The 21,180-nt window shown below is 42.3% G+C and carries 18 protein-coding genes, 2 tRNA genes and 1 pseudogene; 9 read left to right on the top strand and 12 right to left on the bottom strand.

The window, feature by feature from the left end; genetic code table 11:
* The 7 genes and pseudogenes from X919_RS16950 to rlmN form a co-directional block, all read right to left on the bottom strand.
* Nucleotides 1–549 (bottom strand): annotated as a pseudogene (locus X919_RS16950) (tetratricopeptide repeat protein); the annotation flags it as partial.
* 5 nt (nt 550–554) lie between these two features.
* A complete protein-coding gene (gene lptE / locus X919_RS0113505) occupies nt 555–1,073 on the bottom strand; it encodes an LPS assembly lipoprotein LptE (protein ID WP_371212597.1) in 519 nt (172 codons plus the stop codon).
* A gap of 22 nt (nt 1,074–1,095) precedes the next feature.
* Nucleotides 1,096–2,358 (bottom strand): sigma-54-dependent transcriptional regulator, encoded by a 1,263-nt coding sequence (locus tag X919_RS0113510; RefSeq protein ID WP_028900568.1) that lies wholly within the window; start codon nt 2,356–2,358, stop codon nt 1,096–1,098.
* A gap of 72 nt (nt 2,359–2,430) precedes the next feature.
* Nucleotides 2,431–3,432 (bottom strand): lysylphosphatidylglycerol synthase transmembrane domain-containing protein, encoded by a 1,002-nt coding sequence (locus X919_RS0113515; RefSeq protein WP_028900569.1) that lies wholly within the window; start codon nt 3,430–3,432, stop codon nt 2,431–2,433.
* Entirely contained in the window at nt 3,425–4,510 is a 1,086-nt protein-coding gene (locus X919_RS0113520) for a PdxA family dehydrogenase (RefSeq protein ID WP_028900570.1), read from the bottom strand. Before X919_RS0113520 ends, X919_RS0113515 begins: the two co-directional genes overlap by 8 nt.
* A 9-nt stretch (nt 4,511–4,519) precedes the next feature.
* Entirely contained in the window at nt 4,520–5,212 is a 693-nt protein-coding gene (locus tag X919_RS15520) for a DUF4837 family protein (protein WP_081759478.1), read from the bottom strand.
* A complete protein-coding gene (rlmN, locus tag X919_RS0113530; protein WP_028900571.1) occupies nt 5,106–6,152 on the bottom strand; it encodes a dual-specificity RNA methyltransferase RlmN in 1,047 nt (348 codons plus the stop codon). Before rlmN ends, X919_RS15520 begins: the two co-directional genes overlap by 107 nt.
* A 410-nt stretch (nt 6,153–6,562) precedes the next feature.
* Here rlmN and X919_RS0113540 point away from each other — a divergent pair, with 410 nt between their 5' ends.
* The 3 genes from X919_RS0113540 to X919_RS0113550 all read left to right on the top strand — a co-directional run bounded on the left by X919_RS0113540 (nt 6,563) and on the right by X919_RS0113550 (nt 9,884).
* On the top strand, nt 6,563–7,924 hold the full coding sequence (locus X919_RS0113540) for a SpoIID/LytB domain-containing protein (RefSeq protein ID WP_081759479.1): 1,362 nt from the start codon (nt 6,563–6,565) through the stop codon (nt 7,922–7,924).
* Entirely contained in the window at nt 7,921–9,204 is a 1,284-nt protein-coding gene (locus tag X919_RS0113545; protein ID WP_028900573.1) for an MFS transporter, read from the top strand. The genes X919_RS0113540 and X919_RS0113545 overlap by 4 nt, the downstream gene beginning before the upstream one ends.
* 604 nt (nt 9,205–9,808) lie before the next feature.
* Nucleotides 9,809–9,884, top strand: a tRNA-His gene (locus X919_RS0113550).
* Nucleotides 9,885–10,097: 213 nt separating this feature from the next.
* On the opposite strand, the gene X919_RS0113555 is transcribed toward X919_RS0113550, so the two are convergent.
* Nucleotides 10,098–10,168, bottom strand: a tRNA-Gln gene (locus tag X919_RS0113555).
* Nucleotides 10,169–10,375: 207 nt separating this feature from the next.
* Between X919_RS0113555 and rsfS the strand changes: the two genes are divergently transcribed.
* From rsfS to X919_RS0113570, 3 genes are read left to right on the top strand one after another with little or no spacing between them, the layout of a single operon-like run.
* A complete protein-coding gene (gene rsfS, locus X919_RS0113560) occupies nt 10,376–10,735 on the top strand; it encodes a ribosome silencing factor (RefSeq protein ID WP_028900574.1) in 360 nt (119 codons plus the stop codon).
* A 56-nt stretch (nt 10,736–10,791) separates the two neighbouring features.
* A complete protein-coding gene (gene ftsH, locus X919_RS0113565) occupies nt 10,792–12,837 on the top strand; it encodes an ATP-dependent zinc metalloprotease FtsH (protein WP_028900575.1) in 2,046 nt (681 codons plus the stop codon).
* Nucleotides 12,830–13,699 (top strand): phosphatidate cytidylyltransferase, encoded by an 870-nt coding sequence (locus X919_RS0113570; protein WP_028900576.1) that lies wholly within the window; start codon nt 12,830–12,832, stop codon nt 13,697–13,699. Before ftsH ends, X919_RS0113570 begins: the two co-directional genes overlap by 8 nt.
* Before the next feature lie 501 nt (nt 13,700–14,200).
* Here X919_RS0113570 and X919_RS0113575 read toward each other — a convergent pair.
* On the bottom strand, nt 14,201–14,551 hold the full coding sequence (locus tag X919_RS0113575) for a MerR family transcriptional regulator (protein ID WP_028900577.1): 351 nt from the start codon (nt 14,549–14,551) through the stop codon (nt 14,201–14,203).
* A 145-nt stretch (nt 14,552–14,696) separates the two neighbouring features.
* Here X919_RS0113575 and alaS point away from each other — a divergent pair, with 145 nt between their 5' ends.
* Nucleotides 14,697–17,360 (top strand): alanine--tRNA ligase, encoded by a 2,664-nt coding sequence (gene alaS / locus X919_RS0113580; RefSeq protein ID WP_028900578.1) that lies wholly within the window; start codon nt 14,697–14,699, stop codon nt 17,358–17,360.
* A gap of 371 nt (nt 17,361–17,731) precedes the next feature.
* On the opposite strand, the gene X919_RS15525 is transcribed toward alaS, so the two are convergent.
* From X919_RS15525 to X919_RS0113590, 3 genes are read right to left on the bottom strand one after another with little or no spacing between them, the layout of a single operon-like run.
* The gene (locus X919_RS15525; RefSeq protein ID WP_253270151.1) at nt 17,732–18,091 is read right to left on the bottom strand and encodes a peroxiredoxin family protein; all 360 of its coding nucleotides are present in this window, start codon (nt 18,089–18,091) and stop codon (nt 17,732–17,734) included.
* A 17-nt stretch (nt 18,092–18,108) separates the two neighbouring features.
* A complete protein-coding gene (locus X919_RS17350; RefSeq protein ID WP_253270152.1) occupies nt 18,109–18,267 on the bottom strand; it encodes a hypothetical protein in 159 nt (52 codons plus the stop codon).
* Nucleotides 18,268–18,308: 41 nt separating this feature from the next.
* The gene (locus X919_RS0113590) at nt 18,309–19,766 is read right to left on the bottom strand and encodes an ATP-dependent DNA helicase (RefSeq protein ID WP_028900579.1); all 1,458 of its coding nucleotides are present in this window, start codon (nt 19,764–19,766) and stop codon (nt 18,309–18,311) included.
* A 101-nt stretch (nt 19,767–19,867) separates the two neighbouring features.
* Between X919_RS0113590 and X919_RS0113595 the strand changes: the two genes are divergently transcribed.
* Both X919_RS0113595 and X919_RS0113600 read left to right on the top strand, forming a co-directional pair.
* Nucleotides 19,868–20,350, top strand: coding sequence for a hypothetical protein (locus tag X919_RS0113595; protein ID WP_028900580.1), 483 nt, complete (start codon nt 19,868–19,870; stop codon nt 20,348–20,350).
* A 12-nt stretch (nt 20,351–20,362) separates the two neighbouring features.
* Nucleotides 20,363–21,175 (top strand): DUF3822 family protein, encoded by an 813-nt coding sequence (locus tag X919_RS0113600; protein WP_028900581.1) that lies wholly within the window; start codon nt 20,363–20,365, stop codon nt 21,173–21,175.
* Nucleotides 21,176–21,180: the final 5 nt, after the last annotated feature.

A 21,180-nucleotide genomic window follows, 5' to 3' on the forward strand; every position in this document is an offset into this window, starting at 1 on the left:
TCCTTCTCCATCTTCTCCTGTTTTAAGATTGAAACCACCATCTTCCATAAAATGATCTATGAGAGCTGAAGTCCTATCAGATAGTTGCTCTTGTTGAAGTGCTGAACCTTGTTCTGCTTCTACATTCATCAAATAGGCCACATAATCCACTGTAGCATCTTTTTGGGTAGGCCTCCTGTGTTCCTTTTTTACTTCAATTTCTTCATCTTGTGGGAGTGTATTTAAGAACGAATCGATTAGTTTTTCGGTTCTATCCTCGTTCGCACCATTGGTTAATGCTTGTACTCCTCGTACAACGATAGGCTTTTCTTCATAAATTTTATAATGCCCCGCCTCTATCATATTAAAAAGAACCTGTCTGTCAGTCACATAAATGGCTGCTGTTCTTAACTCTTCATCGAATGCGGCATCATGTAAAATATAGAGATTCAGCAATAATAGAATACGTGCAGTTTGATAATAAGGATGTAAGGCTATAAAACTTCTTAAGTCATATAACGTCTCACGATCCATCTGCTCTGGATGTTCTATAAGCTGCCTTAAATCCATTTTATTTACCAGTTTGCTACTGTCGCATTAAAAATTTGATCTACTATATCTCTTGTCATTTGCGTTACAAGCTCCTCTTGCACCGCATTTAAACTCTGCGTCGTTTCATAAGTGGCCGTTGCCGTAAACTGCCTTTCAAAATCTTCACTATGTTTTTTTGTATTGGTAAACCTTACATTCACAGTCATAGACAACTCGGTTTGTGCAGAATGTCCATCACTCGAGATAGACTTGTTGCGTTGACTATATTGCGTTATTTCGCCATCTAAGCGCAAATCTCCATTTCGCTTAACTTGAATAAGCTTTGTATGATCAGCAAACTGGTCTCGTAAACGATTATTAAACATTGAGGCCATAGGCCCCCAAACATAGCTTGAGCGATTTTGGAATTCTGCAATTTGAATCGTTTTTATTTGGGTGTAATCGATGCTTGCACCATTAAACTTATAGCCCTTAAAACTGCATGCAGTGATAATGCATAGTCCTATGACAGTCCATAACAATTGTTTTTTCTTTATATTCATCCTATGACATTTCATCTTTCATTCACTCTAATCCATATTGCTTAATGCGGCGGTAAAGCGTTCTATCAGATATGCCTAACTCTTGTGCCGCTTTCCTGCGATTCCCAGCATTCCGTTCTAATGCCCTTTCCACCATTTTTCTACCTAAATTTCCTAAATTAAGGTTATCTGGCTCATGTATTTCTTCTGCTATAGCATCATAAGCCGTTGCAGCATCATGACCTTCAGAAGCATTTATATAGGTGTAATTCGCAGGATGAACTTCTGCCCTAATCAATGAAGTTTCATTATTTTGTGAAAATCCTTTATGGTCAAATTCGCTTGTTATAGGCAAATTATTGGCTTCATCAAACTGCTTTCGTAAACTGTTTAATTCATGTTTCAACTCACTCACATTACCTCTCAGTTCGAATAGAATCTTATAAAGGATTTCTCTTTCTGTTTCATACGAGTGCCCGCCATTTCTACTTATCGGCGCTAATTCAGTACTATCATTATCTTGTGGAATAAAATCCAACAAAGCCTTGGCCGTAATTTCCCTATTTTTACTAAGAATCGATATTTGCTCCGTAATATTTTTAAGCTGTCGAACATTGCCAGGCCACTTATATTTCAACATCAATTGTTTGGCATCTTCTGACAAACTTATTTTTGGCAAATGATACTTTTCAGCCATTTGCATAGCGAATAGACGAAAGAGCAATATAATATCATCTCCTCGCTCTCTCAAAGGTGGCATTTGAATAGGTATCGTATTCAAACGATAATACAAGTCTTCTCGAAATCGTCCTTCACTAATAGCTTTTTGCATATTAACATTTGTCGCAGCAACAATGCGCACATCTGTTTTTAGAATTTGCTGTCCACCCACACGAATATATTCACCCGTCTCCAACACACGCAATAAACGCGCTTGTGTAGCCATAGGAAGTTCGCCCACTTCATCTAAGAAGATTGTCCCCTTGTTAGCTATACCAAAGTACCCTTCACTTTCGCCTATAGCTCCAGTAAAAGACCCCTTTTCATGTCCAAAGAGTTCACTATCGATAGTTCCTTCTGGGATAGAACCACAATTTATTGCAAAGTACTTTTCTCGCCGGCGTGGAGAATGTTCGTGAATCACTCTTGGGATAATTTCTTTTCCTACACCGCTTTCACCAACTATCAACACAGATAAATCAGTAGGTGCCACTTGCAGTGCTATATCTAAAGCGCGATTTAGCCCTTCACTATTACCAACAATATTATAACGTTGTTTTATCTTTTGAAGTTCAGATGTATTCATGTGCCAGCAAAGTTACATGTTTTATTTGAATATACCTTTTGACTGTAGTGCTTTTTATATGTTTTTAGAAGACTATTGTGACGCATCTTCCTTGTTAAACTTAATTAGGAGTAAACCTATACCCGTCCATAAAAGTTCACGCAGTCTAACAATAAGCGCAATGAAAATACCAGCATTAGCCGACAAGCCTAAGGCTGTGGCAGACATTAAAAAGCCTCCTTCACGACCTCCTAACTGTAGGGGAATAAAGAAAAGCAAATTCGCAAAGAGACTGGTAAAAGCCAAAATAAGAATACACTGCAGGAAACAGACATCTGGCATCAATACCAATAGAATGAAATAAATTTCCAAAGCTGACAGTACTCTACATGATAATTCTAATAACACTGCTGAAATAAACGTTATAGGCGATTGCCTGTGCAATGCTGCTATTTGCCGATCAATGGTGTCAAGTTGCTCTCTATGCTGCTCTATGAATGGCAGAGCCCACCGTTTCAAAAGAGGGATATGTTTTAATATATTCATTACTCGGTTGGCTAAACCTGTGCGGTAGCCCGAAACAAAGAACCAAATTCCCAATAGACAAAATATGCCTATAACCGCTAACAACATGCCCAAAATCGCATTTAGAGGTTGTGTTGCGATAAATAGGAATATTGAAAGAAACCAAAACCAAAAATGACTAAAGATGTGAGTCATTGCATAGAGAATGACCGAAGACGATGCTCTTTCTGTCCCTATCTTAGGAGCCAATGACATAATGCGATAGGGTTCTCCCCCCATTAAGCCACCAGGTGTGGCATAGTTGAGTGCAAACCCCGACACTGTGATTTTATAGAGCCAGGCAAAGGATATAGGACGTTGATCCGATTGACACGGTTGCGAATGGATAATAATATACCATGCAGAAGTGTTAAGCAAGTAGAGCGCTGCCCACAAAGCTACGACAGCCAGTGACCAATAGCCAGCATGTTGCAAGCCTTCCCACACTTGATGGAAATCTAACTGTGAAATCATGATGGCCAGCACCACAATTCCAAAGATAAAAAATCCATTCTGATATTTCTTATTCATTTTTCTTTTTTGAAACCGCAAATCTTGTTTTTTCCCCTTCGTCGTGCTTTTCGTGATAAAGCTTTTGCAAAGGGTTAGCCAAAGGTTCATCAAATGCTATGCGGTTGCGATAAATGTCGATAGCAGTATAAATAGCATGACGGAAAGTTGCTGCATCAGCCATTCCCTTTCCTGCAATAGAAGCACCATACGTTTCAGACGACTTTGTTACCACCAAAGGTAGATTAGCGTTAAATTCAACGACACCTTCTGTAGCAAGAGCCTTTATAGTAGGCAAGGCTTGGTCAGAATACATGGCTAAAACACCATCAAAAGCCTCATAATAGTTCTCTCCGAAGAACGTTTCTGCGGGGTAAGGTCCAAACACTTGTACGCCTTTTTCAGTTAAGGTCTTGATTGCGGGAATAATAAATTCTTGTTCTTCCTCCCCTTGGTCAGTAGCATTAAATGCTAAAACAGCTATACGCGGATTTGATATATTGAAATCACGCTGAAGTGATTGCGCCAACAACTCCCCCTTCTCTACTATCACTTTCTTCGTTAACAAATGGGTAACATCTTTCACCTCGGCATCTTCTGTAACAATAAGCAAATGCTGCTGTCCACTCACATATAAAGTTCTGGTCTGTTTTCCTTCTCCAATACTGGTTTCAAGATAGTGCGCAATGTTCTCGAAGGGATAACCATCAACATGAATCGTCTTATTATCGATAGGACAATTCACCAGCACATCATAGGCTTGGTGACGATAATCTGTCAACGCTTTGTCTAAAGCAAGCAATGCAGCCTTGCCACTTCCTTCATTAGGATGCCCGAATTCAACCTTCAATTCTTCATCAAAACAGGTGAGAAGATTTATTCTCCCATCTTGCGCTTCATCGACAGAATTGATGATACTGAAATTGCCTTGAATGTCTAAAGCCTTGCGATGATAGGCCGCAATCTTGGGTGATCCATAAACGATAGGCGTACACAACTCCAACATTTCTGCATCGGCAAAAGTTTTAAAAATGAGTTCATATCCGATACCATTGGTATCTCCGTGGGTTATCGCCACGCGAATTTTCTGATTTTCCATTTCTATTTGTTATTTTATAGATTGTAAGACGGCTTGCAACTGTCTTATAAGAATTGTCTTATTTTCTATTCCAGGAGCATAAAGAATAGCCTCTGCGAAAAGTATGTCATGCCCAAATGGGTGGTTTATAGCGCGACAAATGAAATCACCACCCATTGCATCATTCTGCATTTTCCACAAACCTTCATACCAGAATATTGGGCTTGTGCAGCTTTTTTTAACACGAACCGATTCTTGAAGGGTCTTCATATAAATAACATCGGTTATACCCCGCACATTTTTGTACATGACACTATCGCGCAAATGGCAAAAAGATGGCACACTAAGTGCTGACATAGCTTTTCCCTTGACCGAATAAAGAGCGATACTCTTCACAACCTCTGCATCGTTATTCGATAACCAAAGGAAATGCTTTCCCTGCTTATAGCTGTTGAAGTCTGTTGGTAGTTGGACGGAAACACCAAACATCTTCTCAAGCAAATCGTATGGCGAACGTTGGTTCTTATGGTTTATTGTGACATGCGTAAAGTCTTGTCCCAGTGTGTTTGTGCACCCCGAAAGAAAGACTAATATGATGACGGACCATCCCACCCAACTATTTTTCATGCCTAATTTCATTAATCTTTTTCGAAGTAGAGAGTAGGCCGCAAGCTGCAAAAATATCTTCTCCTCGACTGGCTCTGATGGTGGTAAATATTCCATGACCAGTGAGATAGTTGCGAAGTTCCTCCATCTTAGCCTCTGAAGCCCCATGGAGTTCCACACCTGGTATTTGATGAAATCGTATTAAATTCACTCGGCAATCCAACCCACGCAACAAGTTTACAATAGCTTGCGCATGCTGATGTGTATCGTTGATGCCACCAAAAACAATATATTCGAATGATAACCGGCGCTGATGGGAGAAATCATAGTTGCGCAGCAAGTCAACAATTTCTTCTATAGACATGCCTTTTTGGGCTGGCATAAGTTGGGCTCTCTGCTCTGGAATTGGCGAGTGTAGACTAATGGCTACATGACAATCGCTTTCATCCAAGAAGCGTTTGAGCTTATTCTTCACTCCCACACTACTCACCGTGATGCGTTTAGGGCTCCATCCCCAGCCGTAACTTGCAGTGAGAATCTCCGTCGTTTTGAGAATTGCGTCTAAGTTATCCATGGGCTCTCCCTGCCCCATAAACACTATATTTGTGAGTTGATCCACCTCTGGAATGGCATAAATCTGATTTAGGATGTCTGTAACTGACAAACTACTTTCAAATCCTTGCTTACCCGTTTGACAAAAGAGACAATTCATTTTGCAGCCCACTTGACATGAAACACAAAGGGTAGCTCGATCTTTATCGGGGATATAAACTGTCTCTACAAACTTATTATCGCGCGTAGGGAACAGATATTTGATGGTTCCGTCTTGGGAATGCTGCGCATCAATGGCTGGTCGTAGACCTATTTCGTATAGCGTCTCCAACTTCATACGATTTGCCTTAGATATATTTGTCATGTCATCAATTGATGTTACATGCCGTTCATATATCCACTTCGCTATTTGCATGGCAGCGAACGCAGGCATACCCAATTCTTTGCACACAGATTTTAACTCATAAAGCGTTAAACCTAAAAGTGCTTTTTTCGAAACATTCATCGTGCAAAGGTAACAAATAATGTTGAATGCGGCTCTGCAAAGCATGTATTTTTGCGGGCTATCTATACTTGCTCATAGATTAAAAAGTCTAAAATTACAAGCTTAATGATAGGAGAATAGGTTGTCTTCATAAAGAAAAAGCTATGAGATTATGGAGTAAAGTAGTACTAATTTACACACAAAATCATGTCAATTGTTGTGCAATATGATGTAGATTGTCACATTTATCGAGAATGTTGCAATTTCTTTGTAAAAAACAATTAACCATCACTTTTATTCGAAGCGATTTATTACCTTTGCAAAACAATGCTAAAAAGCATGTTAAACAGAGATTGCGTGCGCATGATAGACGACTATGCTTTTAAATTTTGTTTTGTCTTTCGCCGCATAACTTATCAAAAATAAACGAAATGAATAACAAATCTATGGCCAAATTGAAGGCAGAAGAGATTGCTATGCAACCCATGGTGAGCGTAGGTATTGTGAGTGGAAACACCATTAGTTTTACATTGAATGAACCTTATCGGTGTAATGCGCAACCTGCAGAAGGGAAACACGAGGTGTGTGTGGCCGACGGAAAATTACTCTGGCAGGGAAAAACATATGACACACTTGAATTCCAGCCGATGGACACTTTAGGTACCTTTTCCATTTTTGATGTTGTAATCGGCGTTAAATTTCATTGGGAACGCAAAGAAACACAAACATTCCGAGGCATGTTGCGACTCATTGTGGAAAAAAATGCAGTGGTAGCCATTAATCAATTACCTGTAGAATGGTATTTAGAGAGTGTTATCTCAAGCGAAATGAGTGCTACATCGAGTTTAGAATTATTAAAAGCACATGCTGTGATTTCGCGCAGTTGGCTCTTGGCTCAGATGCAGAAACGTCAGGCCTTGACTGCAACAAAGCAAGCACAAGATACATTTGTTCAGACCGAAACGGAGCATATTCGGTGGTATGACCGAGAAGACCACACACTTTTCGATGTGTGTGCAGACGACCATTGTCAGCGTTATCAAGGTATAACAAAGGAAACAAATGCACATGTAGTGCAAGCTGTGAATGAAACCTTTGGTGAGGTATTGCTCTATGAGGGAGAAATTTGCGACGCTCGTTTTTCGAAAAGCTGTGGTGGCGTAGTGGAAGAGTATCAATACTGCTGGGAGAATCTACGTAAACCTTATCTTGTTGCCTTGCGTGATGCTCCAGAACCCGACATACCCGACTTGACCAATGAAGTACAAGCTGAGCAATGGATTTTAACCAATCCTGAGAGCTACTGCAACACACACGATCCGAAAATTCTTTCACAAGTACTCAACGATTATGACCAAGAAACAAAAGACTTCTATCGTTGGCAAGTGGAATACACTCAAAGTGAACTTCGCTCTTTAATTGAAAGCAAATTAAACATGCATTTTGGTAACATTATCGACCTACAACCTGTAGAGCGAGGTGTGAGTGGGCGATTATCGAAATTGCGCATTGTGGGCACCGAGCGCACATTAACCATAGGAAAAGAGCTCGAGATTCGTCGTGCACTGAGCCCTTCTCATCTTTATAGTTCAGCTTTTGTTGTACAACGTTTCGATATCGATAGGCAGCAGACCCCTGCACGGTTCATACTCAAAGGCGCAGGCTGGGGACATGGAGTGGGATTATGTCAAATAGGAGCCGCAGTAATGGGAGAGCGCGGTTTCCGTTATGATGAAATTTTGTTGCATTATTATCGTGGCGTAGAGATTTGCTCCATTTATTCAAAAGCATGAGAAATCGTTCGCCGTGGCTGTGGCTTCCTTCCCTCTGCTTTGCCGAGGGATTATCACATGTGACAATCGCTGTACTGGCTATAGAAATCTATATGCAGTTGGGATTGAGCGATGCCGCCATAACCTATTATACAGCCTGGCTCTATCTTCCGTGGGTCATTCGCCCCTTTTGGGAGCGGTTTTTGTTGCTTTACCGAACCAAACGATGGTGGATTGTGAGCACACAATTGCTGTTGGGAGCCGCCTATTCGGGCGTAGCTTTCACGTTGCAAGCCTCGTGGTGGTTACAAGGAACTTTCTTTTTCTTTAGCCTTATCGCATTTGGTGGCGCTTCTCATGACATTGCTATCGATAGCTTTTTCAAGCGTACTTTTCAACACTACGACAGCGATGACGTCATCTTTATTCGACGCATCTTCTATCGTTTTGCACTCATGATGGGCAAAGGGTTACTTGTCATGATAGCAGGTGTGGTACAAGTGGTGTTTCGTTATCAAATAAGATTTTCATGGAGTTTAATCTTTTATGGACTCACAGGCCTGTTCTTGGCCTTTAGTCTATATCATTATTATATGCTACCTTCGGCGTCTCACAAGGATAATTCTATTTCACAACAACTTCCACGCACTATCATTCATTCGTTTTGGAGTGATTTAATTGCGTTTTTCCACCAACGAGCGTTATTCTCTTCTATTGCCTTTTTGCTATTGTTCCGCTTGCCCGAAGCATTGCATATGCCCATTTCGCAGCTCTTTTTGCAAGCACCTCCCAGTCGAGGCGGCTTAGGTTTGGCACCACAAGAGTTTGGATTGGTCAATGGAACGGTGGGCGTTATAGGCCTATTGCTTGGTGGGATTGTTGGGCATACTACCATTCGCCATTTCGGATTACGTAAAATGTTATGGCCTATGGTGATGGCAACCTCCGTGCCCAATGTGCTCAATGTGTGGTTGGCCTATACCATGCCCAGCAGTTTACTCATCATAGGTAGCTGTATGTTTGTAGTGAACATGGGCTATGGGCTCGGACTTTGTGCCTATCTTTATTTCATTTCCTACTTCAGCGTGGGTAAACACAATGAATATCATTATTCCATTTGCTTGGGTTTGATGGCGTTTTCCTTGATGTGGCCTACTTTTTTCGCTGGAACTTTGTCTGATATGCTGGGCTATCGCCAGTTCTTCGTATTGCTGTTAGTGCTCTGTTTGTTGCCTGTCATTGCCACTGCTCTTTTGAAAATAAGAGGCAATTTTGGAAAAGAACAGCATCAGATAACTTAATAGCCCCTTTCATGAGAACTGGAATACAATAGCTATCTCACGGAATGTACTTATAAAAGAAATCCCATGTTATAGCTATGGTTCGGTGTGAGTACACAAACCAACATATTATTATTGTTTCTGTGTTGAAGTGACACATCAATAGTCCCCATCGTTTATGAACAAAGTTATCCAAGTAAAATCTTAAGGTGTGTTGCGTAAGGAAGATAAAGGTGGCTCACCAGAATTACCTACAACATGATTTATCAAGATATTACGGATATACTAACTGCCAATACTCTACATAAAATGGAATAGTATCGCTACACCAAGAGCAAACACATGTAAATAAATTGTTAAGATAAGACCCACGAAACTGGCTAATTTCGATAATTCTACAATAGGGAAATCATGAGGATACGGAAGATTTTCTAATAGAAACTAAAAGTAAAATAAAATTTCACGAGACCAATGAAAGACTTTTCCAAAAATATATAGTGATTTTAATACTTGCTGGTTAACGCTGTGCAGATAAAGATTTTTCAAAAAAACAAGAGAAAAACTTGTGGAATTCAAACTTTTCTCTTACCTTTGCAACGCTAAAAGATTTTAGCAACATATAAATGGTGGACGTAGTTCAGTTGGTTAGAGCGTCAGATTGTGGTTCTGAATGTCGTGGGTTCGAGTCCCACCTTCCACCCACCAATACATAAGCGAGAATACATTGCAATATGTATTCTCGCTTATTTTTAATTATGTCATAATCCAAGAAACAACCATAAATAAAATCTTGTGAAACAAAGATGAAACAGATAAGGAAATAAAGATGGCTTAGCAGAAGCATTTTATTTGCGCGATTGTTTATATCTTTCATAAAAAAATGGATGTATTGCTTGCAATACATCCATTTTACGTTGGGATACTCGGACTCGAACCAAGAATGACAGGACCAGAATCTGTAGTGTTACCATTACACCATATCCCATTCGACAACAGCAACAAAGCTTAATTGCTGAATTGTGGGTGCAAAGGTAGTTTTTTTTTTGATTGACTCCAAATTTTAATTTAGCTTTTTTCCAAAAAGAATGAAAAATTAAAAAATTGACAATTCATAATAGAATTCCTCATTATAAATTATGTATCTTTGTACACTATAAGATACTATTCAATAAAATTTTAAACAAAAGTTTAGATGAGAAAGACTGAAAAGTTAGTCGAAACGATTATTAAAGGTGTTCAGGAAAAGAAAGGAGAAGAGATTGTTATAATCAATCTTACTGGGATCGAAGGAGCTATTGCTAAATATTTTGTCATTTGCCAAGGAAATTCTCCTACACAAGTAGAAGCTATTGCGACTTCAATTGGCGACATTGTACGTGAAAGTTTACATGAAAAGCCTATACACGTAGCAGGATTGGAGAACAATCAATGGGTAGCAATAGATTTTTCAGATGTACTTGTACACATATTCCAACCAGAGACACGTGCCTACTATAACTTAGAAACACTATGGGAAGATGCAAAACTCACAAAGATTTCTAATTTAAATTAGCCATCTGGCATAGTCTTTGATACTACAATCCAAAATATAAGAAACAACTTTTAGTTATGGAAAATAAGAATAATCCCTTTAATAGCCGAGACAACAGGGAGCCCAAAATGCCCAAATTTAATATGAATTGGGTATTTATCATTGTCGCTATTGCCGCAGCAGCACTACTTTTCTCTGGTGGAGGCAATATGTTAGCCAGTGGAAATACAAACACAACAGCATCTTATTCGAAATTTAAGCAATATGTTGACAAAGGTTATGCCAATCGAATAGAGATCAATAAAGAAAAGAGCACATTAAAGATGTATGTCAATCCCAAATATATACAAGATGTGTTCCATCGAAATGCGAAACAAGTCGGTGCACACCCTTATGTGAATGTCCAATTTGGTTCCGTCGATGAATTAGAGAAATTCCTCACCTATGAACAAACTAAAGGAAAGATTGTAGATTTCAGTTACGATAATGATGGTGGAAGTGGTCTATTCAATAATCTCTTATTCACATTTGGACCATTTATTCTCTTAGTGGTATTTTGGTTTTGGATTACTCGCCGAATGTCAGGGGGCAATGGCGCTGGCCCTGGCGGTGGCATCTTTAATGTTGGTAAAAGTAAAGCGAAGCTCTACGAAAAGGCCAACGAATTAGGCATAACATTTAAAGACGTAGCTGGCCAAGAGGGAGCGAAACAAGAAGTGCAAGAGATTGTTGAATTCCTCAAAAACCCACAAAAATACACTGAGTTAGGAGGCAAGATTCCTAAAGGAGCCTTATTGGTTGGCCCTCCAGGAACTGGTAAAACGCTGTTAGCAAAAGCTGTTGCAGGCGAAGCTGGTGTTCCATTCTTCTCGATGAGTGGGTCAGATTTTGTAGAGATGTTTGTAGGCGTTGGTGCCAGTCGAGTACGTGATGTCTTTGCACAAGCTAAGCAAAAATCACCTTGCATCATCTTCATCGATGAGATAGATGCTGTTGGTCGCGCACGAAGTAAGAACCCTTCTATGGGTGGAAACGATGAGCGTGAGAACACTTTGAATGCGCTATTGACTGAGATGGATGGTTTTGGTACCAATAGTGGCGTTATTGTTTTGGCAGCAACCAACCGAGTAGACATGCTGGATCAAGCGCTCCTTCGTGCAGGAAGATTCGACAGACAGATTAATGTTGATTTGCCCGATTTGCCCGAAAGAAAGGCTATTTTTCAAGTACATCTACGCCCATTGAAGGTTGATAACACCTTAGATATAGACTTCTTAGCACGGCAGACCCCGGGATTTTCTGGTGCAGATATTGCAAATGTGTGCAATGAGGCCGCACTCATTGCCGCACGTCACAATAGTAAAACCGTAGGTAAGCAAGACTTCTTAGATGCTGTTGACCGCATTATCGGCGGCTTGGAAAAGAAAACCAAAGTGATGACTGCCTCAGAAAAGCAATCGATTGCACTCCATGAAGCGGGTCATGCCACAGTAAGTTGGTTTTGTGAGCATGCCAATCCGTTAGTGAAAGTAAGCATTGTACCTCGTGGACAAGCCTTAGGCGCAGCTTGGTATCTGCCCGAAGAACGCCAAATCACCACCAAAGAGCAAATGTTAGACGAAATGTGCGCGCTATTAGGTGGGCGTGCTGCAGAAGAATTGTTCACAGGACATATCTCAACTGGGGCAATGAACGATTTAGAACGAGCAACAAAGAGTGCATTCGGAATGATTGCTTTTGCCGGAATGAGCGACCGTCTGCCCAATATTTGCTATTACAACAATCAAGAACAGTTCCAAAGACCTTATTCAGAAACCACTGCACAGGTGATAGATGATGAAGTGCTGAAAATGATTAATGGTCAATATGAACGTGCTAAGCAGCTTTTAGAAGAGCATAAAGAGGGACATAACAAATTAGCAGAGTTGCTCATTTCGCGTGAAGTTATCTATGCGGAAGACGTAGAAGCCATCTTCGGAAAACGCCCCTGGATTAGCCGCGCACAAGAAATTATCAATGAAAATGAGGCCAATGCACCGAAAATTGAAGATATGCCTGATTTCGTTCGCCAGGCAGAAGAAGAACATCAGGCTTCATTAAAGAAAGAAGATAACAATGAGTGAGAAACAAAAGAATTTAATTATCAGAGCCATTGTAGGTGCGCTCTTTGTAATTATCATGGTGGGTGGATTTTATAATCCGCACACCATGATTGCGTTATTTACTGCAATCACAGGCTTAACGATTTGGGAGTACACGGGGCTTGTCAATCAAAAACCTCAAATTTCAGTCAATCGCTTCATCAGCACCATTGCTGGGGTTTATCTCTTTTTGGCCGTAACAGCCCTTCGTACTGGTATTATTACCAATTTTGTTGTGGTTATCCCCTACTTGCTTACGATTGTCTATTTACTGATTAGTGAGCTTTATTTGAAAGAAGAAGATCCCATTAACGACTGGGCATACACCATGCTTTCACAGCTTTACATTGCGCTTCCGTTCTCCATGATTAACGTTTTAGCCTTTGAGCAAAGCAGCAATGGTATTGGCTTCCAATATCATGCATTACTTCCTCTGTGCATATTTGTCTTTCTTTGGCTTAATGATACAGGTGCTTATTGCAGCGGCTCACTCTTTGGCAAGCACAAACTATTCCCGCGTATCAGCCCTGCGAAGAGTTGGGAAGGGAGCATTGGTGGTGGCCTTCTTGTAATGATTGTAGCTGCTTGTATTGGCTATCATGCACAACAACCCACGAACAGCGCACAACTCTCTATTTTGGGCTGGATAGGCTTAGGTTTAGTTGTTACCGTATTCGGTACTTGGGGCGATTTAGTTGAGAGCCTTTTTAAACGCACATTGGGGGTGAAAGATAGTGGAAAGATTCTCCCTGGACATGGTGGTATGCTTGATCGGTTTGATTCTTCACTCTTAGCGATACCTGCTTCTGTTATCTATCTTTATACACTCCAACTCCTCTCATAACAATATTTTAGTAGCGTTCTTAAGGACTTAGCCTGTAACAGGCATCATAAGATAACAACATAAAGGTTGTGCCTATTCAACAACGATTGGCCTGCACTTGCAAATCACATTCTGTGCGGTCAATATCAATCTTTTAAAAAATGCTAAATAGCATATTTTTCTTATTGAAATGTTTGGAAGGTCATCCTCTATACGCTATCTTTGCAACGTGTTTTTCATGGTATTAGATTATTAAGGTTAAGAAGATTGGTTGTCGTGAGACAATCAATTTTTTTTATATCCTTATAATCCAAAAATTATTTTTCCTCTATAGGCTACATGAACGACAATAAAACATTCAGTATTTCGCGATAAAGTGCCACAAGATGCAGACAAAATATCGCTTTGTTTGCATCATTATACCATTGCAATTACACCACAAAATTATTGCTCTTATTGCGAAAATAAATAGCTTTTTATCAGCTTTACCTGTCGTTAAAAAGAAATCATTATATCAAACGGCTACACCATACCATCTAAATGGTGTTTCATGGCTTGCAATTCATCGCGCACGGCCATGAGTTTTTCGAGCACTACGGCTGTTTTTTCAACACCTGTACGATTAGCACTCAACATTTTTTTTGCAGCAGCTATTTTGAATCCCCGTACCTTAACAAGATTATAAATGAGCTTGATTTGCTCCATATTTTGTTCTGTGTACAGACGGATTTTTGTTTCTTCTTGCACCTTTGGACGCAAAATTGAGAATTCTTTTTCCCAATAACGCAAAGTACTTTCAGTTATATCCAACCTTTGAGCCACCTCTTTAATGGTGAAATAACGCTTTAGATTTTTATTTTCATTCCATGCCATAACCCATTCTATTCTGTAAAATAAGGATGGTTTCCAGCGCAAAGGTAGTAATTTTCTACAGATGGTCAGCCACCATCTCTAAACTTTTTTGTAACTTTGCGCTTGGTTTTCAGTATAGGAATTCAATAAAAAATAAATAAAAAATATGATGACAGCAAATGAAGTCCGCGAATCCTATAAAAAGTTTTTTGAAGGAAAAGGACACAAAATAGTTCCATCTGCACCGATGGTGATTAAAGATGATCCCACATTGATGTTCACCAACGCTGGTATGAACCAATGGAAAGACATTATCTTGGGCACCAAAGACCCAGGAAAAGATGTGCGTCGTGTAGACTCACAGAAATGTCTTCGTGTGAGTGGAAAACACAACGATTTGGAAGAAGTAGGACATGACACCTATCATCACACCATGTTCGAGATGCTGGGTAACTGGAGTTTCGGAGACTATTTCAAAGAAGGTGCCATCGATTACGCCTGGGAATATCTTGTGGATGTGCTGCATCTAAATCCCGAAGACCTTTACGTAACCGTGTTTGAAGGTTCAAAAGAGGAAGGACTTTCACGCGACGATGAGGCCGCAAAATATTGGGCAAAGCACGTGAAGCCCAACCATATTATTAATGGAAACAAGCACGATAACTTCTGGGAGATGGGCGAAACAGGACCTTGTGGTCCTTGCACCGAAATCCATGTTGACTCAAGAACGCCCGAAGAGAAAGCCAAGATTCCCGGCCGCGAATTGGTAAACAAAGACAACCCCCAAGTGATTGAGATTTGGAATGTGGTGTTCATGCAATATAATCGCAAGGCCGATGGCAGCTTAGAACCACTCCCCATGCATGTCATCGATACAGGAATGGGCTTCGAACGTTTGGTGCGCATGCTGCAAGACAAGCACAGCAACTATGATACCGATATTTTCCAACCTATCATTAAGCAAATTGAGGCGCTGAGCCACCAACAATATGGCTTCACAACGCCGACAGGAAAGTTAGGCGAAGGTAGCACCGAACAAGAGAAAATCGACATTGCCATGCGTGTGGTGGCCGATCACCTGCGCGCCGTAGCGTTCTCCATTGCCGACGGACAACTGCCCAGCAATGCCAAAGCAGGCTATGTCATTCGCCGCATTTTGCGCCGTGCCGTGCGCTATGCCTACACATTTTTAAATCAGAAAGAGGCCTTCCTCTATAAATTGCTACCCACCTTGGTACATGAAATGGGTGCCGCCTACCCCGAATTGCCCGCACAGCAGGAGCTCATAAGCCGCGTAATCAAGGAAGAGGAAGACTCATTTCTGCGTACATTGGAAAAAGGTATCAACCTGCTCAATGCCGATATGGACGAGCTTTCGGCGCAAGGAAAGACCGAATTGCCCGGCACACAAGCATTCCGTCTATTTGACACCTATGGTTTTCCTTTCGACTTAACCGAACTTATCTGTCGCGAAAAGGGCTTCACGGTTGACGAAAAGGGCTTCGATGAAGAAATGGCTAAGCAGAAAGCACGTGCACGCAACGCTGCAGCTGTGGAAAATGGCGACTGGGAAGTGGTGCGCGAAGGCGAACAAGCGTTTGTGGGTTATGATTACACCGAGCACACCACCCACATTTTGCGCTACCGCAAAGTGACGCAAAAGAAGAACACTTTCTATGAATTGGTGCTCGATTTCACCCCATTCTATGGCGAAATGGGCGGCCAGGTAGGCGATCAAGGAGTACTGGTGAACGATGATGAAACGATTGAAGTGCTCGACACCAAGCGCGAAAACAACCAGAGCATCCACATCGTAAAGGCGCTACCGAAAAATTTGCAAGCTGAGTTCATGGCCTGCGTTGATACGGAGAAACGCAACGCCAGCGCAGCCAATCACACCGCCACTCACCTACTCGACTATGCTTTGAAACAGGTGTTGGGCGACCACGTGGAGCAGAAAGGCTCCTATGTTGACCCCACAACGTTGCGTTTTGACTTCTCGCATTTCCAAAAGGTGAGCGACGAAGAGTTGCGCCAAGTAGAACAGTTGGTCAACCAAATGATACGCGAAGATTTCCCCTTGGATGAGCATCGCGACACGCCTTTGGAAGAGGCGAAGGCTTTAGGTGCCGTAGCCATCTTTGGCGAGAAGTATGGCGACAAGGTGCGCGTCGTGCGTTTCGGCCCGAGTTGCGAGTTCTGCGGCGGCATTCATGCCACAAGTACGGGTCGCATCGGCTTCTTTAAAATCATGTCAGAAAGCAGTGTTGCTGCAGGCATCCGCCGCATTGAAGCTCTGACAGGAAAGGCTTGCGAAGACGCCATCTATGCCGCAACCGACACCATGAACGATTTGAAAGCCATGTTCAACAACACCAAGGACCTCAAGGCTTCGATAGAGAAATTCATCAGCGAGCACGATGAGCTGTGCAAAGAGATTGAAAAATTCCAGGCACAGGCTGTTGAACGCATGAAAGAGACGTTGCTCTCACGCATCAAAGAGGTCAACGGCATCAGCGTCATCACGGCCGTGCTCCCCATAGGACCGGCAGCGGCAAAAGACCTTGTGTTTAAACTGCGTGAGGCCGTGCCCCAGAAATTGGTGGCCGTCATCGGTAGCACTGCCCACAACAAGCCCCTGCTCACGGTGATGTTCTCGGATGACATGGTGAAAGAACACCAACTGAATGCTGGCCAAATCATTCGCGAAGCTGCCAAACTCATCCAAGGTGGCGGCGGCGGTCAATCCCACTATGCACAAGCTGGCGGCAAAAACATCGATGGCATGAATGCTGCCGTTGACAAAGTGATTGCGTTGGCCAATTTGTAAAAGGGGCGCTGCAAACAGACGTTTAACCGTCATCAAACGATGAACGAGGGATGTACAAGCCGTGCATCCCTCGTTTTTATCTATACAATAGCCCCATTTGGCAACCACAAGCTGCTAATACCCTTGTGGTTCAGTCGTTGCTATCCTCAGAAATAAAAGTAATGCTTGCATAGCTTATGCAAATGCTAAAACTAAAAAAATAACACTTGCATAGCTTATGCAAATGCCAAAACTAAAAAAATAACACTTGCATGGCCTATGCAAACGCCAAAACTTAAAAAATAACACTTGCATAGCTTATGCAAATGCCAAAACTAAAAAAATAACGCTTGCATAGGCTATGCAAGCGTTAGAAAGGAGGCAAGATGATACTATTTCACGAGTTGTCGCAGGGTTTGTTCCACCTTTGCAGACAGCACCGTGCCCAGCACCAGCTTCCCATCCCGTCCAATGACATAGAGCGAGGGAATCCAGCTCACGCCATAGGTTTTTGAGATTTGCGCCTCACGCATCTTCTTCAATTCGCTCACCTGCACGTAATCCATACCATATTTCTTCACAGCCTCCTGCCAAGCCTTGCGATCAACGTCGAACGAGATACCCACAAACACTACGCCTTTATCCTTGTATTCGCGATATAAGCGCACCACGTTGGGCGCATCTCTGCGGCAATCGGGGCACCAGCTGGCCCAAAAATCAAGCACTACTACTTTTCCTTTCAGTTGGCTCAACGAAAAGTTCTTTCCAGCTAAAGTGGGCACGTGAAATCGGGTGCCACGGTTCCAGGCTTCAACATGTTTGTAGCATACTGCAAATCGGCATCCTGCTCGGTGGTTTGTGCATGCACAGTGGGAATGACCAATAGGCATGCGGCCATCAAAACGGCCATTTTCAACATTTTCTTCATGTTTATTTTCCTTTCTTTTATCATGTTATTTTGTTTTTATCTCAATCGTCATCATCCGCTCCGTCAGCTATCTGCTGCTTAGGCCAATTCACCAAAAACAATTTCTCTGTAGCGCGTGTGAAAGCAGTGTAGAGCCAATGAATATAGTCGGGCGTGAGCATATCCTCGGTCACATAGCCCTGGTCGATATAAACATGTGCCCATTGCCCACCCTGTGCCTTGTGACAGGTCACCGCATAGGCATATTTTATTTGCAGCGCATTGAAATAAGGATCGCCCTTGAGTTTTTCTATGCGGTCGCGCTTTCGCGGAATGTCAGCATAGTCGGCCATCACCGATTCGTAGAGCCGTTCTTGCTGTTCACTGCTCAACGCGGGAGATTCGGCTGTCAACGTATCTAAAATTACGCGTTGTTGCAGTTCTAATTGGTTGTAATCGGGGAACTGCAACCATACGTCGGCAAACAAAAACCCATGGCATTCGTGCACGTTGCGCACGCGCAAGACTTTGGCACGATCGCCGTTGGCTATGAATGAGAACTCGCCTTTATCGCCTACTGGTGTAGTTAGATATTTGTTTTTCACCACCATTAAAAGGTCGCCCGAGCTGAGTTCTTCTTCGCGCTCAAGCACTTGCCCACGAATACCTTCATTAAACTGATTGGCACGTTTGTTACTTCGGGTGACAACCATCGTCTCGTCCTCGCCAACTTGACGATAACTGTCAGACAATGTTTCAATTAAATCGGCCCCCGAAACGCGAACCACGTCAGCAAAGCCCTTAAAATGAATGCGTGGAAAGATATTTAAGGCGGGGGGCACGGCGGCTTCATCAGAAGCAATAAGTGCCCGAATCTGCGTAGCATTGTACAAAATGCCGCTATCCTGGCTCTGCCTCAGCACCTCTTTCAGGCTGCATTCATACACTTTCAGCCCTTTTCCTTCGAGCACATCGCACTGTAGCGCTGGGGCATCGCTTTCACCAATAGGCGGAAGTTGCGCACCATCACCAATCAGCAACAAATGACAATTATCGCCTTGGTAAACGTAGGCAATGAGGTCGGCTAATAAATCGCCCGAGCCAAAACTACCATTCGAATGAGTACCTATCATCGAGGCCTCATCCACTATAAAGAGAGTATTTTTATGCTTATTCTCGGCCAAATTAAATTCGCCTTCGAGCCCCACGTATTGCCGCTCGCGGTAGATTTTGCGATGGATGGTGCCTGCAGGCTGACCACTGTTCACAGAAAACACCTTGGCTGCACGCCCCGTCGGAGCCAAAAGCAATAACTTCTGCCCCATACGCAAAAAGGTTTTCACCATTGCACTGCCCAACAATGTCTTCCCCGTTCCAGCCGATCCTCGCAAAATCATCACACAATTGTCCGCCCTATCGGCCAAGAAATGGGCAAAGGTGTCCAAGGCATGGAGCTGATCACGCGTAGGTGTAAAGCCAAATTCATGCACAATGGCATCAATAAATTCTTGTATGCTCAAATTCGCTAACGTAAAAAGTTTTTTGTAATTTTGCAGCACCCGTAAGCATCTGTCGTCCCACAAATAAAACAACTGATGCAAAGGTAGAAAGAATTATCGGAATGAAAATCAAACTCCACCATAATTTGTTCCTGGCTGGTTGTGCCCTTGCAGTGCTGATACTCTGCTTTCTCAGTCTCGAAGCGCCTGTGCGTTTCGCCCAGGAACAGCAACATCGTGAGCAAATCATCCGTGTGCGTTTACTCAAAATTCGTCAAGCAGAATTAGCCTATCGTCGCGTGCACCAGATGTATGCTGGCACTTTCCAGCAACTTGTTCAGGGTGGTTTTTTAGCTGACAGCTTGCAATTCATTCCCTTTGCCAATGGTGCGAAATTCGATTTATCTGCCACTGTCCATACCAGCAAGAGTGGACAACTGACTCCTTTAGTCGAATGTGGTGCAACGTATGACACCTATCTCAGCGATTTAGATGTCAATGCTGTGGCAAACCTCACCGAGAAGGCCTATGCGAGCGGAGTCTATGCTGGCATTAAATTAGGTGACATCGCCCAAAACGACACCCAACTCTCCATTCACCCCTAATCCTCTCAACACATGGATAAGAACGTACCCATTCACAAGATAGCCACCGTCACACTGCGCATTGCACGCAACAGCATGGCTTTTGCAACTCAAAATGAAACAGCCATTGGTGGTATCAGCTACGAACCTTACGTGGTAAAAAGTAGTATGTCGATGGCAGCCAATCTTCGTGAAGCATTCTTAGAAAGTCCCTTACTGCAAGGAAATTTTCAACGTGCGCAGCTTCTCTTAGATAGTCCTGTCCTGCTTATGCCATTAGAGGAATTTAATGAGCAAGACGTAGCACCACTTTTCCATTACACTTTCTTGGGTTATGAGAATGACGAACTACTCAATACCGTGTTGCCAGCACAGAAAACTATGGCCATTTATCCTATCAATAAAGATTTGAAGTTGGTTCTTACAGACCACTTCCAAGATCTTCGCATCATGCCACTCATGCAACCCGTTTGGAGCCACCTGTATAAGCGCAGCTTCATCGGTATGCGGAAAAAACTTTTTGCGTATTTTAGAGGAAAGCAAATGGATGTATTCTGCTTCACACAAAATAGATTTCGTTTTGCGAATAGCTTCGAAATTTCCAACGAAAGTGATGCAGTTTATTTCCTTTTACACATTTGGAAAACGCTGGGATACAACATACATGATGATGAAATGCACCTCATGGGCGAGTTTAATAATCGGGAGCAATTGATAAAAGAACTCAAAGACTATGTAAAAAATGTATTCGTTATCAATCCCTCTGCCGAGTTTAATCGCGCTCCCATCACACAAATCAAAGGAATTCCCTTGGATTTGATGACGCTCTACATCAACGGACGATAGAAAAG

The organism is Prevotella sp. HJM029, from assembly GCF_000599605.1.
GTDB lineage: Bacteria > Bacteroidota > Bacteroidia > Bacteroidales > Bacteroidaceae > Prevotella.